General features: G+C 58.9%; 12 protein-coding genes and 1 pseudogene. 3 read left to right on the top strand and 10 right to left on the bottom strand.

Features of this window, described 5'->3' with window-relative positions; translation table 11 throughout:
- Positions 1-496: 496 nt before the first annotated feature.
- A complete protein-coding gene (locus AF70_RS29700; protein ID WP_019579733.1) occupies positions 497-892 on the bottom strand; it encodes a hypothetical protein in 396 nt (131 codons plus the stop codon).
- Positions 889-5,767: pseudogene (locus AF70_RS00390) on the bottom strand (RHS repeat-associated core domain-containing protein). The gene AF70_RS29700 and the pseudogene AF70_RS00390 overlap by 4 nt, the downstream one beginning before the upstream one ends.
- Before the next feature lie 262 nt (positions 5,768-6,029).
- Here AF70_RS00390 and AF70_RS00395 point away from each other — a divergent pair.
- Entirely contained in the window at positions 6,030-6,725 is a 696-nt protein-coding gene (locus tag AF70_RS00395; RefSeq protein WP_028941071.1) for an HAD-IA family hydrolase, read from the top strand.
- 74 nt (positions 6,726-6,799) lie between these two features.
- Here the strand turns inward: AF70_RS00395 and AF70_RS00400 are convergent, their stop codons facing one another.
- Complete coding sequence (locus AF70_RS00400; protein WP_028941072.1) at positions 6,800-7,546, bottom strand: 3-oxoacyl-ACP reductase family protein; 747 nt, start codon at positions 7,544-7,546, stop codon at positions 6,800-6,802.
- Between the two features lie 124 nt (positions 7,547-7,670).
- Between AF70_RS00400 and AF70_RS00405 the strand changes: the two genes are divergently transcribed.
- Positions 7,671-8,594 (top strand): LysR family transcriptional regulator, encoded by a 924-nt coding sequence (locus AF70_RS00405; RefSeq protein WP_028941073.1) that lies wholly within the window; start codon positions 7,671-7,673, stop codon positions 8,592-8,594.
- 107 nt (positions 8,595-8,701) lie between these two features.
- Here the strand turns inward: AF70_RS00405 and AF70_RS00410 are convergent, their stop codons facing one another.
- From AF70_RS00410 to AF70_RS00420, 3 genes are all read right to left on the bottom strand, one after another.
- Positions 8,702-9,430, bottom strand: coding sequence for an aspartate/glutamate racemase family protein (locus AF70_RS00410; protein ID WP_007942162.1), 729 nt, complete (start codon positions 9,428-9,430; stop codon positions 8,702-8,704).
- 56 nt (positions 9,431-9,486) lie between these two features.
- Positions 9,487-11,028, bottom strand: a complete 1,542-nt coding sequence (locus AF70_RS00415; protein WP_019648251.1) for an NCS1 family nucleobase:cation symporter-1 — start codon at positions 11,026-11,028, stop codon at positions 9,487-9,489.
- 504 nt (positions 11,029-11,532) lie between these two features.
- Positions 11,533-12,273 carry a phosphoadenylyl-sulfate reductase gene (locus tag AF70_RS00420; RefSeq protein ID WP_028941074.1) on the bottom strand — a complete coding sequence of 247 codons (741 nt, stop codon included), beginning with the start codon at positions 12,271-12,273 and terminating at the stop codon, positions 11,533-11,535.
- 171 nt (positions 12,274-12,444) lie between these two features.
- On the opposite strand from AF70_RS00420, the gene thrH reads away from it, so the two are divergent.
- Positions 12,445-13,062 (top strand): bifunctional phosphoserine phosphatase/homoserine phosphotransferase ThrH, encoded by a 618-nt coding sequence (gene thrH / locus AF70_RS00425; protein ID WP_028941075.1) that lies wholly within the window; start codon positions 12,445-12,447, stop codon positions 13,060-13,062.
- Between the two features lie 166 nt (positions 13,063-13,228).
- Here thrH and pabB read toward each other — a convergent pair whose 3' ends face one another.
- From pabB to AF70_RS00445, 4 genes are all read right to left on the bottom strand, one after another.
- A complete protein-coding gene (gene pabB, locus AF70_RS00430) occupies positions 13,229-14,566 on the bottom strand; it encodes an aminodeoxychorismate synthase component I (protein WP_028941076.1) in 1,338 nt (445 codons plus the stop codon).
- Positions 14,567-14,811: 245 nt separating this feature from the next.
- Positions 14,812-15,798, bottom strand: coding sequence for an alpha-L-glutamate ligase-like protein (locus tag AF70_RS00435; protein ID WP_028941077.1), 987 nt, complete (start codon positions 15,796-15,798; stop codon positions 14,812-14,814).
- Positions 15,798-17,333 carry an inactive transglutaminase family protein gene (locus AF70_RS00440; RefSeq protein WP_019579743.1) on the bottom strand — a complete coding sequence of 512 codons (1,536 nt, stop codon included), beginning with the start codon at positions 17,331-17,333 and terminating at the stop codon, positions 15,798-15,800. The genes AF70_RS00435 and AF70_RS00440 overlap by 1 nt, the downstream gene beginning before the upstream one ends.
- A 5-nt stretch (positions 17,334-17,338) precedes the next feature.
- On the bottom strand, positions 17,339-17,875 hold the full coding sequence (locus AF70_RS00445; RefSeq protein WP_019579744.1) for an ATP-dependent zinc protease: 537 nt from the start codon (positions 17,873-17,875) through the stop codon (positions 17,339-17,341).
- Positions 17,876-18,131: the final 256 nt, after the last annotated feature.

Here is an 18,131-nt window from a genome sequence, read left to right on the forward strand (position 1 = left end):
AACCTGTGAGGTGGTGCATCGCCGATTGTCGATTGTGCGGCTCCTTTAAAAAGCGATCACCACCAGAGATCAGGTAAAGCACTCTTTAAAGGAGATGCACCATGATCAGGTCAAAATGGATGGCGCTTACGATGGTCGGCTTATTGTCGATCAGTTCATTGGCGGCGTTTGCTCAATCTACTGGTCGCGACGCACCGGTCGATAAGGGTGGGATGCCGCCCTACTCGGAAATGAATGCAGGTACCTCGGATGGGAAGGCGCTGCCACCGGACACCATTGGTGGTGGGAGTGGTGGTGATGCCAACGGGAGTAGCATCGACCCGGGGAAGGGCAGCGGGTCGGTGAGTGGTGGAAGTTCGATGGGGAGTGGTTTTGGAAGTGGGTCTGGAGGATCAGGTGGTTCTGGGAGTATTGGGACGGATAGGACAGATGATAGTGCGGGAGGTTAGAGTTCCTTAAACTAATTTAGCCCGGGCGTGAACCGGGCTTTTGATGGTTAGATCTTTTCTGATTCAATCCAGCATCTGTAGAAAGATCGCTGTTCATTTGGATCGTTTGTTAGATTGCTCTCATCATAATCAAAAATATAAACTACATCGGTGAGTGACGACGCTTTACCCAATGTCAATTCATATGCTTTCAATCCAAGAGACATTTGTGATGACATGCTGGAAGGATGCACGTTGATCTTTGATCCCTTACAGAGAAATTGTATGTTGGGATTGTCCTCTCTGATACGTGCAAAACATCTATAAAAGTCACTGTCCGAATATTTTTTGTTAAAGCCATTTTTCATTGTGAAAGTTATGGTTGTTTCTTTGTTGTCGCATATAAGGTTGGCGACTTCCTTTATGCCGTCAATGCTTATGGTGATTTCAACCTTTGATATCATTTTTTTATTATCCTGTACGGATTTGGTATGGAATAGCCGAGCTCTCGGCCGTCATCTATGATTAGCGTTGCGCCAAGTACGTCGATATTCTCTATACGGTTAGCTATGGCTATCTCTTTTTCCGGTCCGAAAAGATAGGCTTGTCCAAGCTCTTTTTGTAAGTCATACCCATCTATTTTTTTGAAGAGTATAGAGGTAACCTACTTTTGTGTGATATCCAGTGGCGAAAAGCTTGCCAACATCTCGCGATGGTGATGTGCTGATAAAATTACTGGGTGGATTTTCACTGTCTATAGAGTGGAGCAATAAGTCATTGCTTTTTCCTTTGCTTTTAAAACCATTTTGAAATACATCGTCAGGCTCTCGTTCGTCCCCGCGATATAAGTAATCCTCTTCTCTTTTGGGGGCGGGAGTTTTTGGCTCCCTCTCATCAACCCCCGCCTTACCCGCCGGATCCTCACCCCCAAACGACGGCTTCTTACACCCATCCCCCCCAGGGCACTCACTCAACCCCAACGGATCAACCCAACCCGCCGGATTGTGCGTGTACTGATACCCGTTTAACCCACCCGCCAGCTTGCTCGGATCCGGGGTCAAATACCGCCCGACATCCGGATTGTAGTAGCGATGCCGGTTGTAATGCAGGCCGGTTTCCGCGTCGAAATATTGCCCTTGAAAGCGTAGCGGCTGGTCGAGGACCTGGTGGGTGTCGCGGTTGAGGCGGGTGAGGCGGCCATAGGCGGTGTATCGGGCGGCCCAGATGATGTCGCCGCTGTAGTCGGTGAGTTCTTGCGGGGTGCCGAGGTGGTCGAGTTGGTAGTAGAACGGACAGGCATGGCGCGGGCCCTTGCCGTCGAGCATGGCCAGTGGGCGGAAGCTGCCGGGTTCGTAGATGTAGCTGCGGTGGTGCTCGCTGCTGCTTTCGGCGACAAGGTTGTCGCCCTGCCAGAAAAACTCGGTGGTCTTGCCGTCGACGGTTTTGGCGATGCGGCGGCCGAAAGCGTCGTAGCGATAACTGGAGCAGCGGCCATCCGGAGTGGAGACGCCGACCAGCCGGTGCTGGCAGTCATAACGGTATTCGGTGACCAGTTTCTGTCCGGTGCCACGGCGCTCGCGGATCAGGTTGCCGAAGGTGTCGTAGTCGAAGTGGCGGTCGCCTTGCATCAACAGGCGATTGCCTTTGATCGTCGTCGGGCCGGGGCGGTCCTGCATCAGCAGGTTGCCGGCTGGGTCGTGGGTGTAGCTTTCCGGCTGTTGGTCGCGGGAGTAGCGCACGCGGATCAGTCGATTGAGCGGGTCGTACTGATAGCTGCGCTGGCCATGGCGGGTGTCGGCGATGCTGTCGAGATTGCCATTGAGGCTGTAGGCATAGTCGCGGCGGTAGAGCGGATGTTGGTGCTGGCCGACAGCGTGGGCCTTCAGACGGCCCTGTTCGTCGTAGGCATATTCACTGAGCAGCAGGCCCTGTTGACGGTTTTGTTCGCGACCGGCAAGGAACGTATGCGAGGTCAGTCGTGCGCCATTGAGGTCGATGGCCGTCAGCGCACCGCCCTTGGCGTGGTAGTAGTCGAGTTTGCTGCCGTCCGGCAGGCGTAGGCGATTGAGCTGGCCGCAGGCGTCGTAGCCGTAACGCAAGGTACCCCAGCCCTGATGTTCGGTGATCAGGCGGTCCTGCTGGTCGTACTCGAATTCCAGCGGATGATCGTGGCCGTCGTCGACGCTGGTCAGCCGGCCCAACGAGTCGTAGCGGTATTTGACCAGGATGCCGTCGGGCAAGGTCTTGACCAGCAAGCGCCCGGCCGAGTCCCGTTGATAGCCCGTGACCAGCTGCGAGCCGTCATCACCGAACTCGGTTTTCTCCAGCAGGTGGCCATTGAGATCGTAGGCGTACGCGGTACGACGGCCGTCGAAGCCGGTTTCCTGTCGGATCAGGCCGCTGGGCGTGTAGTCCAGCCGATAGTGTTCGCCGGATTCGTTTTCGATTTCCGTGAGCAGCAGCTGCGCATTGTCATAGCGGTACTTGAGTTGGGTGCCATCGGGATTGATCCGGCGGCTGACCAGGTGCAGGTCGTCGACGTATTCATAGCGGGTGATGCGGCCCAGTTCATCGCGTTTGGCAGTGATCTTGCTGTAGGTGTTGTAGCTGAACCCACGGGTGGCACCGGTAGGATGCGTCGTCTGGATCAGTCGGCCGACGGCGTCCCATTGGTACTGGGTGACGGCACCGTGTTCGTCCTGACGAGTCGTCTGCCGTCCCAGCGCATCGTAGGAAAACGTTCGCTGCCCACCGTCCGGCAGTGTTTCCTCAAGCAACTGGCCCAAGGCATTCCAGACAAAGACATGCCGACTGGTGTCCGGGTAGCGGATCGACAGTAACCTGCCCTGAGGGTCGTAGTGGTAATGGGTGACCTGGCCGTCGGGATCAACCGCTTCGGTGACGTCGCCCTGAGCATTGCGTCGATAGGTCCACACCGCCTGGCCGCGAGAGCGCGCATGCAGGAAACCGTTGCGATACTCGTAGGACGTCGGTTCGTCCTGCGGCGGAATCAGTGCCACCAGCCGTCCGACGTCGTCGTAGCGGTATTCGGTGACAGCGCCGAGCGGATCCTGCTCGGCCACCAATCGGCCCTGCTCGTCGTAGGCCTTGAGCTGTTCACCGCCATCCAGTTCGACCCGGCGCACCAGCCGCGCCCGGTCGTCGTGGACGTAAACCTCTTCGCTGCCGTCGATGTTCCGGACGGTGACGCTGCCTTGGTCATTCCAGACATAGCGCGTGTCCATCTGCGCAAACGACGCCCAATGCCGTACGCAGCGCGCCGACTTGCCAGACCGTTCCCACTCCCAGAAGAAACTCGCGCCGCCGGCCAGTTGCCGCTGCAAAATTACGTGGTTGTCGTCGTAGTCGTAACGCTCGCTTTCCCCGGCGGCATTGCTCGCTTCGATCAAGCGCTGGCGGGCGTCATAGCGGTAGAAAGCCAGTGTTTGCTCTGTACGCCAGGCTTCACCCAAGTCATCGCTGGGGTGAAACGACTGGTATTCGACGGCGATGAGGTGCCTGCGCTCGTAGCACAACAGCAGCGAACGACCGGCACCGTTGTCGAGGCGCTGGATGCGTTCCTGACGGTCGCGGGTGATGCGCAGGCGGTTGTTGTAGGCATCACTGATGGCGGTCAGCCGACCGTTGTGAAAGTGGTAGAACCGGCTCGTTTCGCCGGCCAGCGCGAGAATCAATTCCTCCGGCTCGTCTCCGAGGTAAATCGCTGCTCGCGACAGGCTGTTATGAATGGCCGGGCGCTCGACGCTCGGCAACGGGAACGTCGTACGACGGTTTTCATGGTCGATCCAGACGACCTGTTCAACGCCCAGCTCCAACCGCTGCGCCAGCGAATGGCTCCAGCCCCAGCCCAGCCCGCAATCGATCTCCACCGCGCTGGTGCGGTACAACCGGGTGAAGGCAAACGGCAGCAGCCCGTCCAGCGCACCGTCGGTCAGGGTCAGTAGTTCTTCGCCGCTGACCATCGACACAGGACAGCCGTTGGTGCAGGTCAGTGCCGAGCAATCGGCGCTGTCGCCATTGGGGTTTTTCGCTTGATTCGGTGCATCGTCGTGGGGTTCGTGACGACCCAGCCGGGTTTTGGCGGCAGACTTGTCGCGGGCAATGGCGATCGGATTGTTCACGTGCACAACCGGTGAGTTGCCGGCGCTGATCTGCAGTGGAACCGTCGGTGCAGGTCTCAGCGGTGCATTGCGCGCGCTGACCACAAGCGGTTTGAGGACGCCAGCGTGGGCCGTCAGATCGGATTTGGCCGTCAGTTCGGCCAGTCGCAAACTGGCCGCCGCCAACCATTGTCGAGCCCGCGGGGATTTGATTTTGTCCAGGACCCTGGCGCTCATGCCGAGATTCAGCCCCGTAGGGCCGGTGAGGCACATCAGCAGGAAACTGATCAATATTTCCGTACGAACTTGTGCCACGGCTTCGGCGATGTACTGCGGCGGCAACATCCTCAGCCAACTGGTGAAGGCTGCGAGATGGATGAACATCAACGGCTCATCGCTCAGCATCAGCAACACATTGGCAATGGTTTCAGCCGAAGCGTTCAGCAGCGTCTCAAGCTCGCCTTGTGTCAGGTACTCAAGGAGTTTTTCGCTGCTGCCTTGCAGGTCCGCCACCAGGGCGTAGACCTGCTTCACGTCATCCCACAAACCGTGCAGCGAGCGCTCGAAACTGTGCCAGTCAGCCTGTTGCAGCAGGCCGTAGCGTTGGGTGAAACCTGCTTTGGAAAAATCTGCCCATAAAGGCTCGAATTCGCTCCTCCATTCGTTGCGCAACCAGCCTTCCAGCTCGCCGATCACGCCCTGATAGGAGGCGTAGAGCGCTTTGACGTGTTCAGTGGTGACATCGGGAAAGAAGGTGATGCGATAGCGATGGCCGCGCCAGCATTCGGGGATTTCGAGAATGCCGCTGGGGGCGATGGTTACGTGGACGGGCTCACCGAACGTCAGCTCACCGTTGCGCAGGGAGATAACCGGCTCAAGCATCACCGGCGTATCGCCGATCGGCACGAAACGCGCGGCTTCAAACATATGCACCAGGGTCAACGGACCGCTGGCCGGGCACACGGCGAGTGTCGAACTGACAGGGACTGTGGAGTCCTTCGGTACGCTGAGCCGGACTTCGTTGCCGACCTTGAACACTTGCTCGACGTTCAGCGCGCCACCGGTCCAGAAGTTTTCCGCCCAGGCCTCGTAGTCGTTGAGGCAGAGTCGGAAATCACTGAGCAGCGCTTCGATGTTCGGCTGCTCGGGGTTCATGGCGGCGACCACCAACAGACCGATGGCGTTGTTCAAGGCCAGGACCTTGTCAGGTTCGAACATTCGCAATCCCTCGCGCAGATCAATGTGGAGCGAGAGACTTTGCGGGGGATCAAAAAGGAAAGAAGTCGGGAAAGGAGGTGTTTGGTGTAGGGGAAATCGCTAAATCATCACGGCGCCCTTGGCAGAGGATTTTGTATCCGCCAGGCATTGCCCGTTGCTCTCGACCAATCGCGCTCGCTATGCTGCTGAACCCTTTAATCCATCACGGATCCGGCCATACCTGAGCCGCCCTGAGATGTCGTGAGAAAACGGATCAGATGCGATGAGTGCACCCTTGGATGAGTTCGGTCCGATCAAGGCCGTGATTTTCGATATGGACGGTTTGCTGCTGGACACCGAGGGCATTTACACCGAGGTCACGTCCATCATTGCCGAGCGTTATGGGCGGACCTTCGACTGGAGCGTCAAACAGAACATCATTGGCCGTGGCGCGGGTGATCTGGCGCGCTATGTGGTCGAGGCGCTGGACCTGCCGATCACCGCCGAAGAGTTCCTGGTGATCCGCGAGCCGCTGATGCGCGAGCGTTTTCCGACGGCGCTGGCGATGCCCGGCGCGGAGGAACTGGTTCGGCACTTGAAGGCCAACAACGTTCCTATCGCGGTGGGCACCAGCTCTTCGCGTCAGTCGTTTGGTCAGAAAACCACTTTGCACCGCGACTGGTTCGCGCTGTTTGACTTCATTGTCACCGCTGACGACCCAGAAGTGGGGGCGGCGAAACCGGCGCCGGATATTTTCCTGACGGCGGCACGACGCCTTGGGGTCGCGCCCCGGGATTGCCTGGTATTCGAGGATTCGCCGTTCGGCGTCACTGCAGCCAAAGCGGCGGGAATGACGGCGATTGCGGTCCCGGATGCGGCGATGGCCGACGAAAAGTACGCACACGCCGATGGCATTCTTCGTACGTTGAAGGCGTTCAAGCCCGGTGCATGTGGCTTGCCGGCGCTTGAATGGAACTGACCATTCGATAATCCCTGACACAAAAGAACGCCGGCAATTGATTGCCGGCGTTTTTGTTTCAGTCGAGCGGTGTATCAGGCGCCGAAACCACCGTCGATGGTCAGGCTGGCGCCGGTGATGTAGCCAGCTTCGGGACCTGCGAGATAGGCGACGAAGCTGGCGATTTCTTCCACGTTGCCGTAACGACCCACAGCCATCAGCGGGATCAGGCTATCAGCGAAGTCGCCGCTGGCGGGGTTCATGTCAGTGTCGACCGGGCCTGGTTGCACGTTGTTGACGGTGATACCCCGCGGGCCGAGGTCGCGAGCCAGGCCTTTGGTCAGGCCGACCAGCGCCGATTTGCTCATGGCGTACGGGCCACCGCCGGCGAAAGGCATGCGATCGGCATTGGTGCTGCCGATGTTGATGATGCGACCGCCTTCGGTCATGTGGCGGGCGGCTTCCTGGGTGGCGATGAACACACTTCGTACGTTGATGGCCAGGGTCTGGTCGAAGTCTTCGAGTTTAAAGTCCTCCAGCGGTGCGACGGCCAGAACGCCTGCGTTGTTGACCAGGATGTCCAGGCGGCCGAAGGCCTCGACGGTGGCATTGACGGCATTGCGAATAGCAACGGCATCGGCGCTGTCGGCCTTGATGGCCAGGGCTTTGCCGCCAGCGGAGATGATGCTGTTTTGCAGGTCTTCGGCTTTGGCGGTAGAGCTGACATAGGTGAAGGCGACGGCTGCGCCTTCTGCGGCCAGGCGTTTGACGATGGCAGCACCGATACCGCGTGAACCGCCTTGAATCAGAGCTACTTTACCGCTGAGGTGTTGAGTGGTCATGTCGATCTCCAGAAGTTCAAGGCAGGCTGCCTTGTTGTCGGAGTCGAGTATCGGCTTCGCATTACCCGGCGGGTAGACCGTGATTGCTATAGTCTGTGTAAACCAGAAGTTTATAGTGGCGCTTATGGAAACCTTCAGCAGTATCGAATGCTTCGTGCGCAGCGCTGAGGTCGGCAGCTTCGCCGAGGCTGCGCGACGCTTGAGTCTGACACCTGCTGCGGTGGGCAAGAGCGTCGCCAAGCTGGAGGCGCGACTTGGTGTGCGGCTGTTCCAGCGCAGCACGCGTAGCTTGACGCTGACCGAGGCCGGTCAGCTGTTTCTCGGCGAAGTCAGCGCCAGCTTGCACACGATCCAGAATGCCGTGGCCAACCTGGCCAGCGCCGAAGGACGTCCGGCGGGAACGCTGAAGGTCAGCATGGGTACGGTGTTCGGGCGCTTGTACATCGTGCCGTTGCTCGGAGAGTTTTTGCGGCGCTTTCCGGCGATCAACCCGGACTGGCATTTCGATAACCGTCAGGTCGACCTGATCGGCCAGGGGTTCGATGCGGCGATTGGCGGTGGATTCGAACTGCCCCAGGGCGTGGTGGCGCGCAAGCTGACGCCCGCCCATCGAGTGTTGGTGGCTTCAGCCGGGTACCTGGCGGGGCACGAAGCGATCATCGAGCCCGATGACCTCCAGCGCCACGATGGCATCCTGATACGGTCGCCGCAGACGGGGCGCGTGCGTTCCTGGCAACTGACCTGTCGCAACCGGCAACACAGCCCGCTGACGCTCAAGGCGCGAATGACCATGAGCGATTCGGAAGCGGCCTGCGCGGCGGCGACCCAGGATTTGGGCATTGCATTGGTGAGCATGCCGTTCGCCGTTGGCTATCTGGACGCCGGGACCTTGCAGCGGGTGTTGCCCGACTGGTACGTCGACGATGGCAATATCTCCATCTATTACGCCGAGCACAAACTGCTGCCGGGCAAGACCCGGGCGTTTGTCGATTTCATCATCGAGCAGTTTGCGCAGCAGGGGTTGGGGCAGCGGTTCAGTGCAGTTTGAGCCCGGCTTGGGACCGAGGGGAGGCCATCGCGGGCAAGCCACGCTCCCACAGAGTGATGCAAACCCCTGTAGGAGCGAGGCTTGCCCGCGAAGAACGATAACGCGGTCTAGCGCCCAAACCGCCCAGGCCAACCAATAATGGTCTTCGGCCGAGGCGTCGCATACGTCCGCACTTTCGACGTCGACAACCCCAGCCGCACCAGCGATTCGGCAATGGTCACCGCCGCCGTCACGCCATCCACCACCGGTACACCGGTGCGCTGACGAATCTGCTCATCCAGCCCGGCCATACCGCCACAGCCCAGGCAAATCACCTCGGCCTTGTCCTCGCTCACCGCCAGTTCCGCCTGGCGGACAATCGCCTCCAGCGCACGCTCTGGATCGGACTCCAGCTCCAGCACCGCCAACCCACTGGCCCGCACCGATGCACAACGATCCCAGAGCCCGGAGAGTTTGAGGCGATCCTCGATCAGAGGCACGGTTCGGTCCAGTGTGGTCACCACCGAATAGGCATGGCCGAGGAACATCGCGGTGCTGGCGCCGGCATCGGTGATGTCCACCACCGGCACGTTGAGCAACTCCTGCAAACCTTCGCGGCCGTGCTCGCCATAGCCGGCCTGGATTACCGCATCGAAGGGCTGATCGTAGGACATGACCCGGTCCATCACGGCGATGGCGGCCAGGTAGCTTTCGAAATTGCCTTCAATGGAGTCGGCGCCGAAATGCGGGGTCAGGCCGATGATTTCCGTGCCGGGCGCGGCCACGGACTGTGCTTGACGGGCGATGGCCTGGGTAATGGATTCGGTGGTGTTGACGTTGACCACGAGAATTCGCATGGGAGGTCCTTATAGCGAGTGGTTTGCGGCCCGATGTCACCGGGCCGCCAAGAGGATTAATGGCTGACGTTATCGACCGCGATGGCTTCACCGCTGACATCGGCGTAGTAAGGCTGCCGTTTGGCGATGATCAGGTAGAGCATCCCTGCAATCCCGGCGCCAATCAGCCAGGAGAATGGCGAGACACTGTCGAAACCTGGTACCAGGGCCAGGACAATGGCGATCAAGGCTGCCGGAATGAACGCCGCCACGGCGCGCAAATTGACCCCACGGCTGTAGTAATAATCGCCATCGGGATCTTCGCTGTACAACTGCGGTACGTTGATCCGGCCTTTTCGTACCTGCCAGTAGTCGACCATGATCACCCCGTACAACGGGCCGAGCAGGGCGCCGAGGCCAGACAGGAAATACACGATCACCAGCGGGCTGTTGTAGAGGTTCCACGGCAGGATCAGCACCGCGATGGTCGCGCTGATCAGCCCGGCGCGGCGGAAGGTCAGGTATTTGGGCGCCAGATTGCTCAGGACAAAGGCCGGGGCCACGAAGTTGGCCATGATGTTCACCGCCACGGTGACAATCAGGAACGCCAGGCAACCGAGTACCAGAAAGAAGGTATTGGGAATCGACGCGATAATCTCGGTCGGGCTTTCGATGATCCGGCCATTGATCTGAAATTGCGCACCGCACAGCAGGACGGTGATCCCGGCGAATACCAGAATGTTGACGGGCAGGCCCCAGAAATTTCCGACCCGGATGGTCTTGCGGCAGGGAGAAGAGCGGGCGAAGTCGCAGAAATTGAGGATTAGCGTGCCGTAGATCGACAGCCACAAGGCGCCGCCGGCAAAGATATTGCGCCACATCTCACCGCCACTCAGCGGTTCACGAATCGACCAGGCGATGGTGGCGTTGGCCTGGAAGTACATCCAGCCGGCGAGGGCGGCGACGGTCAACAAAATCACCGGGCCGGCAAACGCCTCGTAGCGTCGCACCATTTCCATGCCATAGGCCAGGATCGCCAACTGCACGAACCAGATCGCCACGAAACACACCCAGCCCAGGCTCGACAGCCCGAGTATCGAATTGTGGTCGTAATCGGCGAGTCCGGGATGCACCGCCGTCAGCAATACGCGAAAGACCACTGACGCCAGGTACGTCTGAATTCCGAACCAGGCAATGGCGATAACGGCGCGAATCAATGCAGGAATCTGCGCCCCATGGATGCCGAAACTGATCCGGCTGATCACCGGAAACGGCACCCCGGTTTTCTGGCCCATGTAACCGGAAAGGTTCATGAAGCAATACACCAGCGCCGCACCGATTCCCAAGGACAGCAGAATCTGCCAGCCGCTCAGGCCCAGTGCATACAAGCCAATGGCAAAGGAGTAGTTGGCAATGTTGTGCACATCGTTTGTCCACAGGGCAAAGATGCTGTAACGACCCCAGCGCCGACCTTCGGCCTTGGTCGGTGCAAGATCCTTATTGTGCAAGCGGGGGCTGAGCACGACGGGTGGTTGAAACGTTTGATCGTGAATCACGGAGGTAGAAAGAGGAGAGGGCAGATCCAGCGCAATATTGTTATTGGGGAGGCTAGTACGCATTCCGGCAGGCTCCTGAAGCTCGTTGCCGCGATGACTGTGCATGAGCGTGGGCTCGACAAATCTTCGTCGCGGATGCAAGAGCGTCATTGGTTACGGGGCATCTGCAGCCTGTACGGGATAGGGCGCTTCAGGCTTGCGGATCTAAAGTGTGTGTATGTTTTTGTATTTATTGTATACAAAACATGTGTTCACTTAAGCCAGATGTGTGCCAGTTGGTGATCTATAAAATTTAAGGCTAATTTCGTTTTGTTATTGATTGAAGATAAGTAGTTGAAAAAAAGACGATATAAATTGACCGATTGAACAGGTATTTATTTTTGGCGGGTTTTGTCGGAATGTTCGACTGAGGAAGTCAGGACAGGGGAATGTAACTTTTTGGGGCGCTGAAACTGAAAGTGCACACAGATATGGCGCTTATGGTGACATTTCTGTGTACACTTTTTTGAAGTAAAACCATCACAGGCTTCGCCAGCTCCTGCAGGAGCTGCTACGGGCTGCGATCTTTTAAGCTTTGGACTTGCTGATGATGTTCCCGGCATGCAGCCCGCATTCTTTCTGCGTAGCTTCTTCCCACCACCAACGACCTTCGCGCTCATGCTGGTTCGGCAGCACCGGACGGGTGCAAGGCTCGCAACCAATGCTGATGAATCCGCGTTCATGCAGGCTGTTGTACGGCAGCTCCAGCATGCGGATGTAACCCCAGATCTCTTCGCTGGTCATCTGTGCCAACGGGTTGAACTTGTACAGGGTACGTTCCGGGGTGGAAAACGCGGTGTCGATTTCCAGCACCGCGACGGCGCTGCGGGTGCCCGGGCTCTGGTCCCGACGCTGGCCGGTGGCCCAGGCGGTCACGCCGGACAGTTTGCGACGCAGCGGCTCGATCTTGCGAATGCCGCAGCACTCGCCATGGCCATCCTTGTAGAAACTGAACAGGCCTTTTTCCTTCACGAAAGGTTCGAGCTTGCTGTAGTCCGGCGACACCACTTCGATATCGATCTTGTAGTGCTCGCGCACCTGCTCGATGAAGCGGTAGGTCTCGGGGTGCAAGCGGCCGGTGTCGAGACTGAACACTTTGACGTTCTTGTTCAGCTTCCAGGCCATGTCCACCAGCACCACATCCTCGGCGCCGCTGAAAGATATCCACAGCTCATCGCCGAACTCGGCAAACGCGAGTTTCAGGATGTCCTGGGCGGATTTGTTGGCATAGGTCGTGGCGAGTTCCACGACATCGAACGATGGGCTCATCAGGGCGGCTTCCTACAGGTCGGTGGCGCTGGGCGCTCTATATGCGTCGATGGTAACAAAATCCTGCGGTGGCTGGCGCGTCCTCTGCGTTGCACGGAGGGGGGCGAGTCGCTAGAGTTCGGCAGTCCTTTTGCTCGCTCGACTCATAAACAATACCAATGGGAGTGTCTTGTGGAAATTGCCTGTCTGGATCTTGAAGGTGTGCTGGTCCCGGAAATCTGGATCGCCTTTGCCGAAAAAACCGGGATCGAGTCCCTCCGGGCCACCACTCGGGACATTCCCGACTACGACGTGTTGATGAAGCAACGTCTGCGGATTCTCGACGAGCATGGCCTGAAGCTCTCCGACATCCAGGAAGTGATCGCCACGCTCAAGCCTCTGGAAGGCGCCAGCGAATTTGTCGACTGGCTGCGTGAGCGCTTTCAGGTGGTGATTCTGTCGGACACCTTTTACGAATTTTCCCAACCGCTGATGCGTCAACTGGGCTTCCCTACGTTGCTCTGCCATCGTCTGATCACTGACGATACCGGTCGGGTCACGGGCTATCAGTTGCGTCAGAAAGATCCCAAGCGTCAGTCGGTTTTGGCGTTAAAGAGCCTCTACTACCGAGTGATCGCGGCGGGTGATTCCTACAACGACACCACAATGCTGGGCGAGGCGGATGCCGGGATTCTGTTCCATGCGCCGGACAATGTGATTCGCGAGTTCCCGCAGTTCCCGGCGGTGCACAGCTTTGCCGAGTTGAAGCAGGAGTTTATCAAGGCTTCGAACCGGGCATTGAGTTTGTAAACACAACACTGTGGCGAGGGGGCTTGTCGGAACGCCGCATCGCCCCGTTCGGCTGCGAAGCAGTCGCAAACCGGTGCATGCGTTCTATTTGAAAAATCGCGGTGTCGGATTTTAGGGGCGCTTCGCACCCCAACGGGGCAAGCCCCCTCGCCACAGAAGTGCGATATCAGAGGTTCTGCAACGTTTCGAGCAGCACCTTCACCTTGGTAATCGATTCCTGATACTCCGCCTGCCAATCCGAATCCGCGACGATCCCCCCGCCGCCCCAGCAGCACACCTGCCCATCCTTGACCAACAAACTGCGAATGGCGATGGAACTGTCCATCTCCCCGCGCACGTCCAGATACAGCAATGAACCGCAATACAACCCGCGACGGGTCGGTTCCAGTTCATCGATGATCTGCATGGCGCGAATTTTTGGCGCGCCGGTAATCGAGCCGCCGGGGAAGCTGCCGGCGATCAAGTCCAGTGCGTCCTTGTCATCCGCCAGTTCGCCGGTAACGCTGCTCACCAGGTGATGCACGTTCGGATAGCTTTCCAGGCTGAACAGCTCCGGCACCCGTACCGAGCCGATACGGCAGGTACGACCCAGATCGTTGCGCAGCAAGTCGACGATCATCAGGTTTTCCGCGCGATCCTTGGGGCTGGCCAGCAGTTCGGCGGCGTTCGCTGCATCTTCGGCAGCGGTCAGCCCGCGGGGGCGGGTGCCTTTGATCGGGCGGGTTTCGACGTGGCGCTCGCTGACTTTGACGAAGCGCTCCGGCGACAGGCTCAGCACCGCGTCGCCGTCGGGCAGGCTCTGGAAGCCGGAAAACGGTGTCGGGCAAGCCGCCCGCAGCGCGCAATAGGCCGCCCACGGATCGCCCTGGCATTGGGCGCGAAAGCGCTGGGCGAAATTGACCTGATAGCAGTCGCCAGCCTGGATGTACTGCTGAATGCGTTCGAAGGCTTGCCGATAGTCGTCAGCGCTCAGGTCGGCACTCATCGGGCCGTCCAGCTTGAACGGCTGGATGTTCTCGGTGGTGGGCTGAGTGAACAGTTCGATCAGTCGTTGTCGCTCGCTATCGATCAGCGTCGGGTGGAACACCAGTTGACTGGTGGCCTGGTGGTGATCGCTGATCAGCGCCCAGTCATACAGCCCGAAGCGTGCGTCGGGCAATTGCAGATCGTCCCGCGCCTGGCTCGGCAGGTTTTCCAGATGCCGGCCGAAGTCGTAGCTCAGGTAGCCGATCAGGCCACCGGCGAAGGGCAAATCGTCAGAGACGGTTGCTTCACCGAGCCGTGTAAGGTTCTTGCGAAGGCGTTGCAGGAAATGGCTGCCGCTTTCATCCGGCAACACGGCCAGTTGCTCCAGCGGCCAGGCGCTGAGCAGGTCAAAACGCCCACGTTCGGCACTCGGCCGGCCGCTGTCGAGCAGCACGGCACCAGGGGCATGACGAATCGCCGTGAAGTACTCGGCAGGGTTGGCGCGATAGGGCAGCGGGTGTACAGAACAGGTCAACATGGGCGGGGCAGATCAGCCAACGAGGCGGGGGAGCGATTGTAGTCCTCTGCAGGATTTGCTCCTAGAGGGGATGTCGGGGATTGGCAGGTTGAGAGCAGCTGCGCAAGACCTGTGGCGAGGGGGCTTGCCCCCGTTGGGTTGCGCAGCGACCCCACGTCATTCTCCCCCGGTGTATCAGATAACCCGCATTAGCCGGTTTTACGACTGCTGCGCAGCCGAACGGGGGCAAGCCTTCTCGCCACAGGTCAGCCCTCAACCGCCGGAATATGCCCAAACAATTCCTGAACGAACGCCACACGTTCCTGCGCCGTTTCGGTGATCCCGCGCGCCTTCAGCTCTTCGAGTCGCGCCTCGACCGCGTGGGTACGCAACGTCAGCCCGCAATCGTTGGCGATCTGAATGTTCAACCCAGGCCGGGCATTGAGCTCAAGAATCAGCGGCCCTTTCTCCTGGTCAAGCACCATGTCGACACCGATGTAGCCCAGCCCGCACAGCTCATAACAGCCGGCGGCCAGTTTCATGAAGCCGTCCCAGTAGGGCAGTTGCACGCCGTCTACCGCGTTGGTGGTGTCCGGGTGTTTGTTGATGATGTTGTTCAGCCAGGTGCCGCGCAATGTCAGGCCGGTGGCCAGGTCGACACCGACGCCGATGGCGCCCTGGTGCAGGTTGGCCTTGCCGCCGGACTGGCGCGTCGGCAGGCGCAGCATGGCCATCACCGGATAGCCCATCAGCACGATGATGCGGATGTCCGGCACGCCTTCATAGCTGATGCTTTTGAAGATCTGGTCCGGGGTCACGCGGTATTCGATCAACGCACGGTCGCGGTGCCCGCCCAGGGAATACAGGCCGGTGAGGATGCTCGAGATATGGTGCTCGAGTTCCTCATGCTCGATGATCTTGCCGGACACTGTGCGATAGCGCCCCTCGAACCGGTCGGCAACCACAATGATGCCGTCGCCGCCGGCGCCCTGGGCCGGTTTGATCACGAAGTCGGTGCGTCCGCCGATGATCTCGTCGAGGTTGTCGATTTCCTTCTCGGTGGAGATCACGCCGTACAGCTCCGGCACGTGGATGCCGGCGGCAATGGCACGCTCCTTGGTGATGATCTTGTCATCGACGATCGGATACAGGCTGCGCTTGTTGTACTTGAGCACGTAGTCGGCGTTACGCCGATTGATCCCCATGATGCCCCGGGCTTCCAGGGCTTTCCAGGTCTTCCAGAGACCGAACATCAGGCGTCAGCCTCCTTCAGGAAAGCCTTGAAGCGCACCAGCTCGGTCAGGCGGTAGCCGCGATAGCGACCCATGGCCAGCATGAAACCCACCAGGATCAGCAGGACCGCCGGGAAGGTGAACACGAAGTACACAAGCTCCGGCACGCTCATGATCAGGTGCGCCAGGGAGGCGGCGAACAGCGTGCCGATCGCTACTTTCATGGCATGGCCGCCGCCGCGCTCTTCCCAGGTGATCGACAGGCGTTCGATGGTCATGGTCAGAATCACCATCGGGAACAGCGCCACCGACAACCCGCGCTCCAGGCCGAGTTTGTGGCTGAACAGACTGATGGCTGCGATCAGCACCACCACGAAGGTCAGCACCACCGACAATCTCGGCAGCATTTGCAGTTTCAAGTGTTCAAGGTAGGAGCGCAGCGACAGCCCCAGCGCCGTGATGATGGTAAATAGCACGATGCCGAAGCCGAGTTGGGTTTCCCGGAAGGCGAGGGCGATCAGCACCGGGGTAAAGGTGCCGAGTGTCTGGATGCCGATCAGGTTGCGCAGGATCAGGATTACGAGCACGCCGATCGGGATCATCACCATGATCATGAAGGTCTGCTGGGTTTCCAGCGGCAGGCCGTACAGCGAGTAATCGAGGAAATTGGCGTCGGAGTTCTCGTCGGTCAGCTTGGCCAGGCGAATGGCGTTCATTTCGCTGTTGTTCAGGCTGAAGGTGACGTTGGCTTTCTTGCCGCCATCGACGGTGATCAGGTTTTCATCGCCGGTCCACCACAGCAAGCGGTCGGTGGGCAGTCCCTGTTCGCCGGTTTCCGGGTTGAAGTACAGCCAGTCGGTGCCGTTGAAGCTGCGCAGCCAGAGTTCAGGCGTTTGCGGCTGATCGGCCACCAGGCGGATGGTATGGACCTTTTCCACCGGCACGTGGGCGATGGACAGAACCAGCTCGACGATTTTGGCTTTGTTCGCGGTGGACGGATCGCCGGCCAGCAGCAGTTTCACGTTGTCGTCGTTGAGGTTGTTGACACGCTTGATGGCTTCGCCGATGAAAGTTTCGACGTCAGCCGAATGCTGGCGGATCGGCGCGAGCAAGGCTTCGGCGGCGATTTTTTCCGGGCCTTCGACGGCGATGCTGTCGCGGAAGGTCGCCCCTTTGACCTTGGATTTTTCGCCGGTGTAGCGCTTGGTCAGCACCAGGCGGTAATAAAGGGTCTGGTTGCCCTTGGCCCGACGCGCCGACCAGGTGACCTTGCGGTTGCCGTCGACACGGTTCACTGCCACACCGTAGTTATTGGAAATGAAACTCTCGTTAAGGCTCACGTAGTCGCGGCTCAGCGGCGGTACGAACATCTGGATCTTGATCGGGTCTTTGGCGTTGGCGACGAACTCGACCTTGGCGTCGATGTTCCACAAGTCATCGGTGGCGTCTTCAGTCACCGGAATACCGAGCACGAAAATCTGATAGGCCGTAACTGAAATGCCCAGCACCACCAGGATGGCGATCAGCAATTTCAGATGGAGGGTAAGAGAGCGCATTGGAATTACTCTGCGGTATGTGCGTCGGTGGCGCAGGCAGGTTTGCCAGCAGCGTATTTAAGACTTGGATCGACCAGCGCATCGAAACGCTTGAGTGCCTCGGAGCCGATCAAGAGCGGGTATTGGAAGGCACTGCGGTCAGTCAGGTTCACTTCAATACTGCGTAAAGCCGACCCCATGCAGATATCCAGCTCGATGACCGGACGGGCGGTGTACTTCTTGCCTTCTTCCGGGTCGTAGTCGCCGGCCCGGCGCTTGATCTTGCTGACACGGGCCAGCGGTCGTTCAATCGGGTGCGAATGCGCGGCGTCGATGGCCAGATAGAAGCGCACCCAGGATTCGCCATTGCGTTTGAACCGTTTGATGTCGCGGGCGCTCAGCGAGGCGGTTTTCGCCCCGGTGTCGAGTTTGGCAGCAACTTCCAGGTTGATGCCATCCAGCGACGCGTACTCATTGAGGCCGTACACAGTCTTTTCCCCTGCGGCGGCAAAACCTGACAGGCCAAGAAGACAAAGAAATGTGGTGAAGAGCTTGAGTCTCATAAATCCTGATGCGCAGCGGTCCGTTCTTCAATTCAAGGCCCTGGCATTGCTGCACAAGCTCCCTCGTATGCCTATCCTTTTTTTATGACAGGCAATGCAGATGACAAGCAAATGCGGGCGGCATTCTAGCACGGTGGTTTTACGGCGCCAGCGCTGGCGGACGGCTGTAACCGGGGGTGCTGCTTCTTTATGGTGCAAGCGGTTATTAGACGATTGTCGACAATGTCTATTTATCCTTTGACGTAACCGGCCTTAT

This window comes from Pseudomonas sp. KD5, assembly GCF_012932895.1.
Taxonomy (GTDB): domain Bacteria; phylum Pseudomonadota; class Gammaproteobacteria; order Pseudomonadales; family Pseudomonadaceae; genus Aquipseudomonas.

Excerpts from the sequence above, each read along its gene's own strand:
- AF70_RS29700 (WP_019579733.1), bottom strand. The coding sequence starts at position 892 with ATGATATCAAAGGTTGAAATCACCATAAGCATTGACGGCATAAAGGAA.
- AF70_RS00395 (WP_028941071.1), top strand. The coding sequence starts at position 6,030 with ATGAGTGCACCCTTGGATGAGTTCGGTCCGATCAAGGCCGTGATTTTC.
- AF70_RS00400 (WP_028941072.1), bottom strand. The coding sequence starts at position 7,546 with ATGACCACTCAACACCTCAGCGGTAAAGTAGCTCTGATTCAAGGCGGT.
- AF70_RS00405 (WP_028941073.1), top strand. The coding sequence starts at position 7,671 with ATGGAAACCTTCAGCAGTATCGAATGCTTCGTGCGCAGCGCTGAGGTC.
- AF70_RS00410 (WP_007942162.1), bottom strand. The coding sequence starts at position 9,430 with ATGCGAATTCTCGTGGTCAACGTCAACACCACCGAATCCATTACCCAG.
- AF70_RS00415 (WP_019648251.1), bottom strand. The coding sequence starts at position 11,028 with ATGCGTACTAGCCTCCCCAATAACAATATTGCGCTGGATCTGCCCTCT.
- AF70_RS00420 (WP_028941074.1), bottom strand. The coding sequence starts at position 12,273 with ATGAGCCCATCGTTCGATGTCGTGGAACTCGCCACGACCTATGCCAAC.
- pabB (WP_028941076.1), bottom strand. The coding sequence starts at position 14,566 with ATGTTGACCTGTTCTGTACACCCGCTGCCCTATCGCGCCAACCCTGCC.
- AF70_RS00435 (WP_028941077.1), bottom strand. The coding sequence starts at position 15,798 with ATGTTCGGTCTCTGGAAGACCTGGAAAGCCCTGGAAGCCCGGGGCATC.
- AF70_RS00440 (WP_019579743.1), bottom strand. The coding sequence starts at position 17,333 with ATGCGCTCTCTTACCCTCCATCTGAAATTGCTGATCGCCATCCTGGTG.
- AF70_RS00445 (WP_019579744.1), bottom strand. The coding sequence starts at position 17,875 with ATGAGACTCAAGCTCTTCACCACATTTCTTTGTCTTCTTGGCCTGTCA.